The sequence below is a fragment of the Blastococcus sp. SYSU DS1024 genome (assembly GCF_054050795.1).
In genome coordinates this window covers 52122-64313 of the sequence record NZ_JBJHAA010000011.1, presented here as the reverse complement: position 1 = coordinate 64313, position 12192 = coordinate 52122, and the positions used below count along the sequence as shown (strand labels likewise).

The following is a 12192-nucleotide window of genomic DNA, read 5'->3' as shown; positions in this document are numbered from 1 at the left end:
AGTCGCCGGCGCACCCCGGGTCTCAGGGGGGCTCCCGGTACCGGATCACCGTGCCGGCACCCACCCGCCGCGCGGCGGTGAGGCTCAGCGTGGCGCGGCGGAAGATCTCGCCGGCCCGGAGCGCGGGGTCCACCGGCGCGATGCCCGCCGCCGCGTGCACCCCCGGGATGCCCAGCGCGAGCACCGCCGAGACCAGCCGGGTGGCGGCGGTCTGCGCGGCCGCCACCGGGCCGGCGAGCACGATGCCGAAGTCCGCGGGCCCGCAGGAGGCCACCCAGTCGTCTCCGCGGATGGAGCGGGCCAGGAGCATGGTGACCTGCGCCATCGTGCCCGGCGGGGCGGGCCACCCGTCGTCACGGCGCAGCAGACCGAGCGCGATGAGGCTGGTCGGCTGGCGGGCGGCTGCCGGCAGCTCCTCGGCCAGACGCTGGAGCAGCGCCTCCCGCGAGGGCAGGAGGGCCGTCACGTCGGCGGCTGCGGCGGGGACCGCGCGGGGGAGGTCGTCGGACGCGATCGTCATGGCGAGGAAGTCGGTGCCACGGGGGCGTTCGTTGAGCGCCGCGCCTGCCACGTCCCCCCGCCGGGGGACCCGGGCCCACGCCGGGACCGGGCGCGGCGGCCGTGGTCAGGTGCAGTCGAGCGTCTCGGCCGCCAGGGCGGCCGTGAGCTGCTGCGCCATGCCCTCCCACTGCTGGTACAGCTCCGGGTACGCCGAGCGCTGCACGGCCTGGGCCATCTCGGTGAGCCGGCCCGCCTCCCAGCCGGGGACGGTCACCAGCCCGTCGTAGAACTTGCCGGCGGCGTACACCGGGTCGCGCACCTGCTCGGGCGTTCCCCAGCCCTGCGAGGGCCGCTGCTGGAAGAGGCCTAGGGAGTCGCGGTCGCCGTAGTCGAGGTTGCGCAGCCGCGACTCCTGCTGGGCGGTGGCGAGCGCGATGACGACGGCCCGGTCGGGCAGCCCGCGGTCCCGGCCGACCCGGGCGATCGTGGCCGCGTTGGCGGCCTGCTCGGCGGTGACCGTGACCGAGCCGTCGGGCACGGTGCAGGTGCCGGTCGCGGGGGGTTCCCAGTGCCGCTCGGCGCCCCAGCCGACGCCGGCCAGGAGCGCGGCGGTCACCAGCAGCGCCGGCCACCACCGGACCAGCCCGGTGGCGCCCCCGGACCGGCCGGACCGCTGGGCCGCCGGGCGGCGGACGGGAGGACGACGGCGGGGGCGACGCCCGGTGCCCCGGCGTCCGCCCCCGTGCCCGGTGGCGCGGCGGCGGGCGGCCGGCCGGGCACGGGTGGTGCTGCGCGCCCGGGCTGCGGCGTGGTGCGTCGCGGTGCGGGGGCTGGTCATCGTCCACCGACTGTAAGCGGCGTTCCTGACCGTTCCCCGGACGCGGTCACGGGCCGGCGCCGGCGAGGCGCGGGGGAAGTGGGACGAGCGCCGTGCCCGCACCGTTCGCGTGGCCGGGTCTCCGCCGGCCACCGCTGCGTCTCCCGGTCGCCGGAGGGCGTGCGCGCCGTCTCCGGGGGCTGTTCCCGCCCGGCTCGCGTCGATAGCGTGTGCCCGCCGTCGAGGAGGAGCCATGGTTGACGTCCTGTTGCCCGGGATCACCACCACGCGGGTGACCACCCCGCGACTGACCCAGAACGTCGTGCACCCGGCCGCCGTCGAGCCGGCGGCGCTCGGCGCCGCCGGCGGCGAGGTCGTCCTCTTCGTGCACGGCAACGTCAGCTCCGCGCTCTTCTGGCAGCAGACGTTGCTGACCCTGGCCGAGGAGGCGCGCGTGCGGCCGGTCGCGGTCGACCTGCGCGGCTACGGCGCCACCGATCCGCTCCCCGTGGACGCGCGCCGGGGCGTGCGCGACTGGGCCGACGACGTCGCGGCGCTGGTGGAGACCCTCGGCGTCGAGCGGGTGCACCTGGTCGGCTGGAGCATGGGCGCGGGCGTCGTGCTGCAGTACCTGCTCGACGCGCCCGCGCGGGTCGCGTCGGTGGCGCTGGTGGCCCCGGTCTCGCCGTACGGCTTCGGCGGGACGGCCGGGCCGGAGGGACGACGCCTCGCCGAGGACGGCGCGGGCTCCGGGGGCGGCGCGGCCAACCCCGAGTTCGTCGCCGCGCTCGCTGCCGGCGACACGGGCACCGGCAGCCCGACCAGTCCACGGTCGATCTTGCGGGCCTTCTACGTGGCGCCGGGGTCCCTGCCGCTGGACCCCGCGATGGAGGACGTCTTCGTCGCCTCGATGCTGTCCACCCGCACCGGTGCCGACCACTACCCGGGTGACTCCGTGCCCAGCCCGACGTGGCCGGGGGTGGCCCCGGGGGAGCGCGGCGTGCTGAACACGATGGCGCCGACGGTCATGGACGTGTCGGGTCTCGCCGAGCTGGCCGACAAGCCCCCGGTGCTGTGGATCCGGGGGGACGCCGACGCGATCGTGTCGGACACCTCGGCGTTCGACCTGGCCTACCTGGGGCAGCTGGGTGCGGTGCCCGGCTGGCCGGGAGAAGCGGTCTGCCCGCCGCAGCCGATGATCGCCCAGACCCGCGCCGTGCTGGAGCGGTACGCCGCGGCCGGGGGCACCTACCGCGAGGTCGTCCTCCCCGGGGTCGGGCACTCCCCGCACGTCGAGCGGCCGCAGGAGTTCGTGGTGGCCCTGCTGGAGCACCTCGCACCGGTTCGCTGACCCGTCGTGCCGAGTGCGGCCCGGAGGTGGAAGGACCACCCGGCCCCCCGCCGCTCGCCCGCTCGCGGCGGGCCCCTGCAGGGCGGCCGTCAGTTGGCGTGCAGCTCGGCGTTGAGCGCGCCCCAGTCGCCGTTCCGGGGCAGCGCCTCGAGCGCGCCGCTGACGCTGTTGCGCCGGAAGAGCAGCCCGTCGCGGCCGGAGAGCTCCTTGGCCTTGACGTGGGAGCCGTCGGGCAGCGTGACCCGTGAGCCGGCGGTGACGTAGCACCCGGCCTCGACGACGCAGCCGTTGCCGAGGGAGATGCCGATGCCGGCGTTGGCGCCCAGCAGGCAGCCGCTGCCGATCGAGATCACCTGGGTGCCGCCGCCCGACAGGGTGCCCATGATCGAGGCACCGCCGCCGATGTCGCTGTCGGCGCCCACGACCACGCCGGCGCTGATCCGGCCCTCCACCATCGAGGGCCCCAGCGTGCCGGCGTTGAAGTTGACGAAGCCCTCGTGCATGACGGTGGTGCCCTCGGCCAGGTGGGCACCGAGGCGGACCCGGTCGGCGTCGGCGATCCGCACGCCGGACGGGATGACGTAGTCGACCATCCGCGGGAACTTGTCGACGCCGAAGACGGTCACGTGGCCGAGGGCCGCCCGCATCCGGTGGGCGTTGAACGTCGCCGCCTCCACCGGCCCGGCGCTGGTCCAGGCCACGTTCGTGAGCAGCCCGAACACGCCGGTCATGTTCGCCTCGTGCGGCTTGATCCGGCGGGTGGACAGCAGGTGCAGCCGCAGCCACACGTCGTGGGTGTCCACCGGCGGCTGGGAGAGGTCCGCGATGACCGTGCGGACGGCGATGATCTCCACCCCGCGCGCCTCGTCGCGGCGCACCAGGCCGCCGTAGTCGGGCCCCAGCTCGCCGGAGAGCTCGAGCGCGCCCAGGCGGGTGGTGCCGGTGACCGCGCCCGCGGGGGCCTCGAGCCGCGGCTCGGGGTACCAGGTGTCCAGCACGGTGCCCGACGGCGTGACCGTGGCCAGACCGGCGGCGGATGCGGAGACGGGGGCGGATGCTGCGTCAGTCACGCCCGGAACGCTACCGAGGCGGATCCGCGGCGGGGCGGGCCGGTACGGCAGGCGGGCCCTAGGCTTCCTCGTCGTGAGCACCCTGCCGCCGCTCGACCTGTCCGCCGACGTCCTCGCGCTGACCCGCGCCCTGGTGGACGCGCCGTCGGTGTCGGGCAGCGAGTCCGCCCTGGCCGACGCGGTGGAGGCGGCCCTGCGGGCGCTGGGCGGGCTGGAGGTCGAGCGCATCGGTGACGCCGTGCTCGCCCGCACCAACCTCGGCCGGCCGACCCGGGTGGTCCTGGCCGGCCACCTGGACACCGTGCCGATCGCCGGCAACGTGCCCAGCCGGCTGGACGAGGCCACCGGTCGCCTCTACGGCTGCGGCACCAGCGACATGAAGGCCGGTGACGCGGTGATGCTGCGCCTGGCGGCGGCATTCGGCGTCCCCGGGGCGGAGCCGGCGCACGACCTCACGTTCGTCTTCTACGATAACGAGGAGGTCGAGGCGGTGAAGAACGGCCTGGGCCGGGTGGCGCGCGAACGGCGCGGCTGGCTCTACGGCGACCTCGCGATCTTGCTGGAGCCGACCGACGGCGAGATCGAGGCCGGCTGCCAGGGCACCCTGCGGGCCGTGCTGGAGACCAAGGGCCGCCGGGCGCACAGCGCACGCAGCTGGCTGGGGGAGAACGCCATCCACGGGCTGGCCGGCGCGCTCGCCGTGCTGGCCGCCTACCGGCCGCGCGAGGTGGAGATCGACGGCTGCACCTACCGCGAGGGGCTGAACGCGGTAGGCATCGCCGGCGGGGTCGCCGGGAACGTCATCCCCGACGAGTCGTCCCTCACCGTCAACTTCCGCTACGCGCCCGACCGCGACGAGGACGCCGCCGAGGCGCACGTGCGCGAGGTGTTCGCCGACGCGATCACCGGGGGCGCCACGCTCACCGTCGTCGACAACGCCGGTGGGGCGCTGCCCGGGCTCTCGGAGCCGGCCGCGGCCGCGTTCGTCGCCGCCGTGGGCCGCCCGGCGCGCGCCAAGCTGGGCTGGACCGACGTCGCCCGGTTCGCCGCTTTCGGCATCCCCGCGATCAACTACGGGCCGGGCGACCCCCAGCTCGCCCACACCCGTGAGGAGCACGTCCTGGTCGACCGGCTGCAACCGGCCGTCGACGCCCTCACCGCCTACCTCTCCGGGAGGACCGCATGACCGCCACCCCGCCGTCCGACGGCCGCCGGCCGCGGCCCACCCGCCACCGCGGCCCGATCGTGCTGCGCGGTGGCGAGCCCGACCCGCAGCGGCAGGGGTCGACCACCGACCAGCGGCTGCTCGACAAGCGCGGCCCCAGCGACTGGGTGCACACCGACCCGTGGCGGGTGCTCAGGATCCAGAGCGAGTTCGTCGAGGGCTTCGGGCTGCTGGCCGAGCTGCCGCGCGCGGTCAGCGTGTTCGGCAGCGCTCGCACGCCGCGCGACCACCCCCACTACGCCACCGGCGTCGAGCTCGGGGCCGCGCTGTCGCAGGCGGGCTACGCCGTCATCACCGGGGGCGGCCCCGGCGCCATGGAGGCGGCGAACAAGGGCGCCTCCGAGGCCGGGGGCATGTCGGTCGGGCTGGGCATCGAGCTGCCGTTCGAGCAGGAGCTCAACGAGTGGGTCGACGTCGGCATCTCGTTCCGCTACTTCTTCGTGCGCAAGACGATGTTCGTGAAGTACGCGCAGGCCTTCGTGATCCTGCCGGGCGGCTTCGGCACGCTCGACGAGCTGTTCGAGGCGCTCACCCTGGTGCAGACCCGCAAGGTCACCCGCTTCCCGGTCGTGCTCATGGGCAGCGAGTACTGGTCGGGCCTGATCGACTGGATCCGCGACACGATGATCGCCGAGGGCACGATCAGCCCCGGTGACCTCGACCTGGTCACCGTGACCGACGACGTCGCCGAGGCGGTGGCGGTCATCCAGGCCGCCGAGGCGGCGCGCCAGGCAGGGGACAACGGCGGGGGGATGCGGGCGCCCGTCGACACCCGCCCGTCCGACGCCTGACGTGCTCTCCTTCGTCCTCTTCGTGGTCGCCGTCCTGCTGGTCGGTGGCGCGCTGTTCCTGGTGGCCTCGCTGCTGATGGGACGGGGCGAGACCCAGCCCCCGGCGGACCCGGGACGGTCGCCGGTCGAGCTGCCCGACGACCGGCGCGTGGTGGCCGACGACGTCCGGGCGCTGCGGATCTCGGTGACCGCCCGCGGTTACCGGATGGTCGAGGTGGACTGGCTCCTCGACCAGCTGGCGCAGACCCTGCACGAGCGGGACGCGGAGATCGCGGCGCTCCGCGCCGAGCTGGCCGCACGCGGCCGGCAGGAGACGCCGACCGATCCCGGCGTCCATCCGCCCGGACGAGAGGGGACGCGGGATGCCTGAGCTGGTGGAGCGGGTGGCGGTCGAGGCGCCGCCCGTGCGGGTGTGGGCCGCGCTGACCGACTGGTCCCGGCAGGGCGAGTGGATGCTCGCGACCGACGTGCGGACCGTCGACGGACCGGCGCAGGGTGTCGGCGGCCGGCTGGCCGCCCGCACGGGGCTGCCGGCGCCCGGCGGGTTCCGGTTAGGGCTCCTCGACACCATGGTGATCACGGCGTGGGAGCCGCCGCGCCGGGTGGAGGTGCAGCACACCGGCCGGCTGGTGCGGGGGCCGGGCATCTTCGAGATCGAGCCGCGGGGCGAGCAGAGCACCTTCGTCTGGACCGAGCGGCTCGACCTGCCCTACGGGGTGCTCGGCCGGCTCGGCTGGACGCTGGTCAGGCCGTTCGCCCTCCTGGGGATCCGCTGGTCGCTGCGGCGCTTCGCAGCCTTCGCACGCACGTACTGACCTGCCGCGGGGCGGCGACGGCGGTCGGTGAGGATGTGCCCGTGCGCGACGGGACGACGGAGGCGGGTTCGTGAGCCGGCGGGGCTGGGCCCTGTTCCTCACCATGTCGGTGATCTGGGGCGTGCCCTACCTGCTGATCAAGGTGGCCGTCGAGGAGGTGTCGCCGGTCGTGGTGGTCTTCGCCCGCTGCGCGGTCGGTGCCGCCCTGCTGCTGCCCTGGACGATCACCCGCGGCCAGCTGCGCCCGGCGCTGCGGCACTGGAAGCCCCTGCTGCTCTTCACGGTGCTGGAGATGACCGGGCCCTGGCTGCTGCTCGCCTACGCCGAGCAGACGCTGTCCAGCTCGCTCACCGGTCTGCTGGTGGCCGGGGTGCCGTTCGTGGCCGCCCTGGCCGCCCGGCTCGCGGGGGAGGAGGAGCGGCTCACCGCGGTGCGGGTGCTCGGCATGGGCATCGGCGTGGTCGGGATCGCGGTCCTGCTCGGCCTGGACCTCGACGGGGCGCAGCTGCTGCCCCTCGTCGCCGTCGGCCTGGTGGTCGTGGGGTACGCGACGGCGCCGCTGGTGGTCAGCCGGGCCCTGCCCGAGGTGCCCGGCGTGGCCGCGAGCTCCCTCGCGCTGCTCGTGACCGCGGTGGTCTACGCGCCGTTCGCCGTCCCGCGGCTGGAGCAGGTGGCCGACGCGTCGGCGGAGGCGCAGCTGTCGCTGCTCGCCCTCGGCCTGCTCTGCACCGCGGTGGCCCTGGCGCTGTTCTTCGCGCTGATCCGGGAGGTCGGGCCGCAGCGGGCGCTGGTCATCACGTTCGTCAACCCGGTCGTGGCGGTGCTGCTCGGGGTGCTGCTGCTCGGCGAGCCGTTCACCCTCGGTCTGGCTCTGGGGTTGCCGCTGGTGCTGGTCGGGTGCGTCCTGGCGACCCGGCGCGGGAAGGCGGGGCCCGAGCCGAGCGTCGAGGCGGTGGACGCCGCCGCCCGGTAGTCAGCCCAGCCGGCGCAGCTGCGGCCAGATCTCCGACCACGGCAGCCGCCGGCCGGTGGCCAGCCAGACCATCCGGCCCTGCTCGTCGTTGACCAGCCCGACCCCGTTGTCGATCCGGCCGGCCGGGCGGACCTCCGCGAACCAACGGGCCAGGTCCTCCGGCGGCAGGCCGACCACGACAGCGGCGGTGGCCCGCTCCGGCGGCGGGCCCCACGTCCAGTAGGAGTTGTGCCCGCTGTAGGCCGGGCCCAGCTCCGGTGCGAACCGGTCGACCGCGCCGGCCTGCCCGTAGTTCCCGGTGAGGACGACGGCCACCGCCCCGGCGGGCAGCTGGGCCCGCGCCCGTGCCACGGCCGCCGCGAAGCGCGGCCAGCCGACGGTCTCCCCGGCGTCGTAGTTCACCGCCGGGACGGGCGTGGAGGCCAGCCAGCGGGCCGGCAGGACCGGCAGCATGAGGACGGCGGAGGCGACCAGGCTGAGGGCGAGCGCGGGGACGACGACGCGCCGCGCGCGGGCGCCGCCACGACGGGCCCAGGCCAGCACCGGCTCCGCGCCGGCGGCCAGGAGCAGCGGGTACAGCCCGGCGAGGTAGTACGGCTTGCCGCCGGTGACGAGGAACAGCACGGCCAGCGCGGCGTAGGCGACGGCGAAGCACCGCCACGGCGCCAGGGTGGGGTCGCGCAGCAACCGCCACCAGCCCGCCATCCACACCGGGAAGAGCACCGGGCTGACCAGCACCAGCTGGAACGGCAGGAAGAGGTACCACGGCTCGCTGGTGCCCGAGCCGCCCGCGGCGATCGCCTCGGCCAGCGCCAGCTGCGGCCAGCCGTGCGTGGCCTGCCACACCAGGTGGGGTGTCCAGATCGCCAGCGCGAGCACGCCGCCGGCCCAGGGCCACGGCGAGCGGAGCACCGTGCGGGGCCCGGCCAGCAGCAGCCCGAGCACCACGGCCACCAGCAGGAACGCCGGCTGCGCCTTGTTCAGGAGGGACAGCCCGGCGACCGCCCCGGCGGCCAGCCAGATGGCGCCGCCCTCGCGCAACGCCCGGACGAGCAGCCACGACAGCAGCGCCCAGAACAGCAGGTCGAACGTCGTCGTCGAGAGCAGGTGGCCGACGGCCAGCACGATCGACGCGACCGCCGTGCAGGACGCAGCGAACACCTGGGCACCGCGGCCGCCGCCGAACTCCCGCGCGAGGAGACCCGTGAGCACGACGACCGCGCCGGCCGCCAGCGCCGACGGCAGCCGCAGCGCGGTCAGGGAGCCCGGCGCGAGGGCGTCCACCGCGGCGGCCAGGAGCGGGGTGAACGGCGGCTGGTCGACGTAGCCGAAGGCGGCCTCGCGCCCCGCGCGGAGGAAGTAGAGCTCGTCGCGGTGGTAGCCGTAGCGTCCGGCCAGGGCCAGCAGCAGGGCGGCCACGCCCCCGGCGAGCGCGAGCAGTGGCCCGCGGTGCAGCGCCGGCCGCACGGTAGCGCGCGTGCGGTCAGAGCTGCGGACGGCCACCGGCGGAAGGTAGCGCCCGGAGGTCAGCCGCGGGGCGCTCGCCGGGTCCGCACGACCGCCCAGACGGCGGCGACGCCCAGGACCCCGCCGACGACGAGCAGCAGGTTCCGGCCGTAGGAGTCCTGCGGCAGGAAGCCCGGCTCCTGCACGTCGCCCGGGTCCAGCGCGAACACCAGGGTCACCGCGACCAGCACCCCGGCGACCACCAGCCCGACGGCCATCGGCGCCCGGGCGGGCCGGGGGAGGAGCCGGTTGAGCAGGGCGCCTCCGAGGACGACGAGGGGCGCGATGACGACGTCGTGCAGCAGCGCGCTGCCGAGGAACCACGGGATCCACGCCGACAGCGGCACGCGGTCGCCGGCGCCGAGCAGCCCGGCCACGCCCCAGCAGACGGCGGCGAACCCGGGGACGAGGAACAGCCACCGCCACCACGGGCCGGCCGCCGACGCCAGCGGGCGGGCGGGGTCGCTGGCGTCGGCATCGCGGCCGACCCGCCCCGCCGCGCGGCCGTCGCGGGAGATGCCGGTGCTCATGCCGGCCGCACCAGGGACAGCCACTTCGTCTGCATCACGCCCGGCCGGTTCGGCGAGATCAGCCGCACCGGGTAGCCGTGGTCGAGGGCGAGCGGCTCGCCGCCGAGCTGCAGGGCCAGCAGGGTGCGCGGGTCCGCGGTGTGCGGGGGCGCCACCACGCTCGTCCGGTACAGGCCGCCGGTCTGCAGCGACTCGACCACGACCCGTGCGTCGCGCGGCAGCCCGGCCTCCTCGAGCAGGTCGGCCAGGCGGATCCCGGTCCAGCGGCCGGATGCGCTCCAGCCCTCCACGCAGGTGATCGGCAGGGTCTCGGTGTGCTGGGGACGGCGGCGCAGCTCGGCCAGCGACAGCTCCAGCCGGCGGGGTCCGTCGACGACGAGCCGGTAGCCGGGGTCGGTCGCGGCCTCCTCCACCTGCGCCGCCGCGGCGGTCTGGTTGACCGGCAGGCCCTGGGGGCCGGCGTGCGGCAACCGCGGCGCCAGGACCGATACCGGAGCGAGGGGGGTGACCGTCTGGCCCAGGGTGGTGAGGGTGACGGCGGCGACGCCCAGCCCGGACGCCAGGACGAAGGCGCGGCGGTCGATGGCGCCGTCCTCCTCGGCCGCCTCCGCCGCGTGCAGCTCCGCGGCCTGCTCGGGGGCCAGCCCAGCCGTTGCGCCCGGGGAGCCGCGGCGGGCCAGCCCCCGCCGGATCTCCGGCGCCTTCGCCCCGACGTGCATCGCCACCGCGCCGATGGCGATCCACCCGGTCCAGTAGTGCGCGGTCGGGAAGAAGAAGCCGAACGGGTACCACTGCGCGATGTTGATCAGCCCGGTCACCAACTGCATCGCGGCCGTACCGACGAGCACCAGGACCGACAGCCGGCTGACCAGCCGGGCGAGCGATCCGGCCGGCGGCCACTCGAAGAGCAGCGGGTAGACCGTCCAGAGCTTCACCAGCAGCAGCGGGATCGCGGCCAGCCCGGTGGCCACGTGCAGCCCCTGGGTGAGCCGGTAGAGCCAGACCGGGGACGACGGCCAGGAGAACCACTCCGGTCCCGACTGGATCAGGTCGCTGACCAGCCCGGTCAGGAAGCACACCAGGAACGCCAGCCCGAGCCACACCCCGACGCGCGCCGCCCGGCGCTCGGAGTGCAGCGGGCTCGGGAAGGCCCCGGGGCGGAACGGGCCACGGCGCAGCCCCTCAGGGGGATCGGGCAGGCGGGCACCCAGCAACCGGTCGAGCCGGCTGGTCACCGGGTCGTCCCGAGGGTGTGCGCGAGGTTGCTCACCACCCGGTGGGTCCGGGTGCCGGGACCGCAGAGCCGCGCGACCGCCACGGCGTCGGGGAAGTGGTCGATGTCGGTGAGCACCGGGAGGTCCAGGACGGTGAGGCCGACCTCCTCCAGTGCGGCGCGGGTGCGCACGGCGGTGTCCTCCCGGGACATCGGGACGCCGGTCAGCACCCGGGCGGGCTCCGGGTGGTGCAGCCCCAGCGCCCACCACCCCCCGTCGGCCGCGACCCCCAGCACCGCCGAGCCGGGGCCGGCCCGCTCCAGGCGCTCGAGGCAGCCGGTGAGCAGTTCCGGGGTCACCTGCGGGGTGTCCATCCCGATGAGCAGGGTGGGCACCGCGCCGTCGGGGCCGCCCATCGCGGCGGCGAAGGCGGCTGCGAGCCGCACGCCCAGGTCGCCGTCGGCCTGCGGGACGACGACGCAGCCGGCGAGGTCCAGCGCGCCCGGGGCGCCGTCCAGCGCCACCACGCGCCGGGCGACGGGGGTCGCGCGGACCGCGTCCAGCGTGTCGCCCACGGCGGCCGCGGCGATGGCCGCGGCCTGCTCGGGCGAGCACGGCGGGCTGAGCCGGGTCTTGCTGCGGCCCGGCACCGGCGCCTTGGTGATGACCAGCAGCTGGGTGGCGGTCACGAGGAGAGCACCTGCCGCATGTCGCGGATGGTCCGGACGGTGCCCAGCACGGTGCCGGTCACCTTGGACCGGGTGCCCTCGGCGCGCGGCGCGTAGGGCACGTCGACCTCGCGCACGCGCCACCCCTCGTCGGCGGCGCGGGTGACCATCTCCAGCGGGTACCCGAAGCGGCGGTCGGTGAGCCCGAGCCCGAGCAGCGCCTCGCGCCGGGCGGCGCGCATGGGACCGAGGTCGTGCAGGGCCAGGCCGGTGCGCCGGCGCAGCATGATGCCGAGCGCGACGTTGGCGACCCGGGCATGCAGTGGCCAGGCGCTGCGCCGGGTGGGGCGGCGGCGGCCCAGCACGAGGTCGGCGCTGCCGTCGAGCACCGGGCCGGCGACCAGCGGCAGGTCGGCGGGGTCCATCGAGCCGTCCGCGTCGCAGAAGCAGACGACGTCGTCGGTGGCCGCCTCGAGGCCCGCGTGGGCGGCGGCGCCGAAGCCGCGCTGCGGCACGTGCACCACGGTGGCGCCGTGCTCGGCCGCGATCGCCGGTGAGCCGTCGGTCGAGCCGTTGTCGGCCACGATCGCGCGGTAGCCGGAGGGGAGCCGCCCCAGCACCCAGGGCAGGGCGCCGGCTTCGTCGAGGCAGGGGAGGACGACGTCGGGCACCTCAGGACACAACCACGGCAGCGGTGGTCGCGCGCGGCGACGGCGCCCCCGCCGGCGGGC

The 12192-nt window shown here is 76.2% G+C and carries 14 protein-coding genes; 6 read left to right on the top strand and 8 right to left on the bottom strand.

Annotation, left to right across the window (positions count from 1 at the left end):
• Positions 1 to 22: 22 nt before the first annotated feature.
• Together ACI79S_RS11925 and ACI79S_RS11920 are read right to left on the bottom strand one after the other, a co-directional pair.
• Positions 23 to 571, bottom strand: coding sequence for a hypothetical protein (locus tag ACI79S_RS11925; protein ID WP_456593647.1), 549 nt, complete (start codon positions 569 to 571; stop codon positions 23 to 25).
• A gap of 54 nt (positions 572 to 625) precedes the next feature.
• The gene (locus ACI79S_RS11920; protein ID WP_456593646.1) at positions 626 to 1339 is read right to left on the bottom strand and encodes a hypothetical protein; all 714 of its coding nucleotides are present in this window, start codon (positions 1337 to 1339) and stop codon (positions 626 to 628) included.
• Positions 1340 to 1571: 232 nt separating this feature from the next.
• Here ACI79S_RS11920 and ACI79S_RS11915 point away from each other — a divergent pair, with 232 nt between their 5' ends.
• On the top strand, positions 1572 to 2669 hold the full coding sequence (locus tag ACI79S_RS11915) for an alpha/beta fold hydrolase (protein WP_456593645.1): 1098 nt from the start codon (positions 1572 to 1574) through the stop codon (positions 2667 to 2669).
• An 89-nt stretch (positions 2670 to 2758) separates the two neighbouring features.
• Here ACI79S_RS11915 and dapD read toward each other — a convergent pair whose 3' ends face one another.
• On the bottom strand, positions 2759 to 3739 hold the full coding sequence (dapD, locus tag ACI79S_RS11910) for a 2,3,4,5-tetrahydropyridine-2,6-dicarboxylate N-succinyltransferase (RefSeq protein WP_456593644.1): 981 nt from the start codon (positions 3737 to 3739) through the stop codon (positions 2759 to 2761).
• 73 nt (positions 3740 to 3812) lie between these two features.
• Here dapD and dapE point away from each other — a divergent pair, with 73 nt between their 5' ends.
• The 5 genes from dapE to ACI79S_RS11885 all read left to right on the top strand — a co-directional run bounded on the left by dapE (position 3813) and on the right by ACI79S_RS11885 (position 7543).
• Positions 3813 to 4925, top strand: a complete 1113-nt coding sequence (gene dapE / locus ACI79S_RS11905; RefSeq protein ID WP_456593643.1) for a succinyl-diaminopimelate desuccinylase — start codon at positions 3813 to 3815, stop codon at positions 4923 to 4925.
• Positions 4922 to 5755 carry an LOG family protein gene (locus ACI79S_RS11900; protein WP_456593642.1) on the top strand — a complete coding sequence of 278 codons (834 nt, stop codon included), beginning with the start codon at positions 4922 to 4924 and terminating at the stop codon, positions 5753 to 5755. The genes dapE and ACI79S_RS11900 overlap by 4 nt, the downstream gene beginning before the upstream one ends.
• Position 5756: 1 nt before the next feature.
• Entirely contained in the window at positions 5757 to 6125 is a 369-nt protein-coding gene (locus ACI79S_RS11895; RefSeq protein WP_456593641.1) for a DivIVA domain-containing protein, read from the top strand.
• Entirely contained in the window at positions 6118 to 6570 is a 453-nt protein-coding gene (locus ACI79S_RS11890) for an SRPBCC family protein (protein WP_456593640.1), read from the top strand. Before ACI79S_RS11895 ends, ACI79S_RS11890 begins: the two co-directional genes overlap by 8 nt.
• Positions 6571 to 6640: 70 nt before the next feature.
• On the top strand, positions 6641 to 7543 hold the full coding sequence (locus ACI79S_RS11885; RefSeq protein ID WP_456593639.1) for a DMT family transporter: 903 nt from the start codon (positions 6641 to 6643) through the stop codon (positions 7541 to 7543).
• On the opposite strand, the gene ACI79S_RS11880 is transcribed toward ACI79S_RS11885, so the two are convergent.
• The 5 genes from ACI79S_RS11880 to ACI79S_RS11860 are packed head-to-tail and all read right to left on the bottom strand — an operon-like array spanning position 7544 to position 12132.
• Positions 7544 to 9046, bottom strand: a complete 1503-nt coding sequence (locus ACI79S_RS11880; protein WP_456593638.1) for a glycosyltransferase family 39 protein — start codon at positions 9044 to 9046, stop codon at positions 7544 to 7546. It lies immediately after the preceding gene.
• 23 nt (positions 9047 to 9069) lie between these two features.
• Positions 9070 to 9579 (bottom strand): hypothetical protein, encoded by a 510-nt coding sequence (locus ACI79S_RS11875; RefSeq protein ID WP_456593637.1) that lies wholly within the window; start codon positions 9577 to 9579, stop codon positions 9070 to 9072.
• Entirely contained in the window at positions 9576 to 10814 is a 1239-nt protein-coding gene (locus ACI79S_RS11870; protein ID WP_456593636.1) for a molybdopterin-dependent oxidoreductase, read from the bottom strand. The genes ACI79S_RS11875 and ACI79S_RS11870 overlap by 4 nt, the downstream gene beginning before the upstream one ends.
• Positions 10811 to 11482, bottom strand: coding sequence for a TIGR04282 family arsenosugar biosynthesis glycosyltransferase (locus ACI79S_RS11865; RefSeq protein ID WP_456593635.1), 672 nt, complete (start codon positions 11480 to 11482; stop codon positions 10811 to 10813). Before ACI79S_RS11865 ends, ACI79S_RS11870 begins: the two co-directional genes overlap by 4 nt.
• Entirely contained in the window at positions 11479 to 12132 is a 654-nt protein-coding gene (locus ACI79S_RS11860) for a glycosyltransferase family 2 protein (protein ID WP_456593634.1), read from the bottom strand. The genes ACI79S_RS11865 and ACI79S_RS11860 overlap by 4 nt, the downstream gene beginning before the upstream one ends.
• Positions 12133 to 12192: the final 60 nt, after the last annotated feature.

Bases quoted from the DNA above. Each gene is read 5' to 3' on its own strand.
- ACI79S_RS11915 (WP_456593645.1), top strand. From the start codon at position 1,572: ATGGTTGACGTCCTGTTGCCCGGGATCACCACCACGCGGGTGACCACC.
- ACI79S_RS11900 (WP_456593642.1), top strand. From the start codon at position 4,922: ATGACCGCCACCCCGCCGTCCGACGGCCGCCGGCCGCGGCCCACCCGC.
- ACI79S_RS11875 (WP_456593637.1), bottom strand. From the start codon at position 9,579: ATGAGCACCGGCATCTCCCGCGACGGCCGCGCGGCGGGGCGGGTCGGC.
- ACI79S_RS11920 (WP_456593646.1), bottom strand. From the start codon at position 1,339: ATGACCAGCCCCCGCACCGCGACGCACCACGCCGCAGCCCGGGCGCGC.
- ACI79S_RS11890 (WP_456593640.1), top strand. From the start codon at position 6,118: ATGCCTGAGCTGGTGGAGCGGGTGGCGGTCGAGGCGCCGCCCGTGCGG.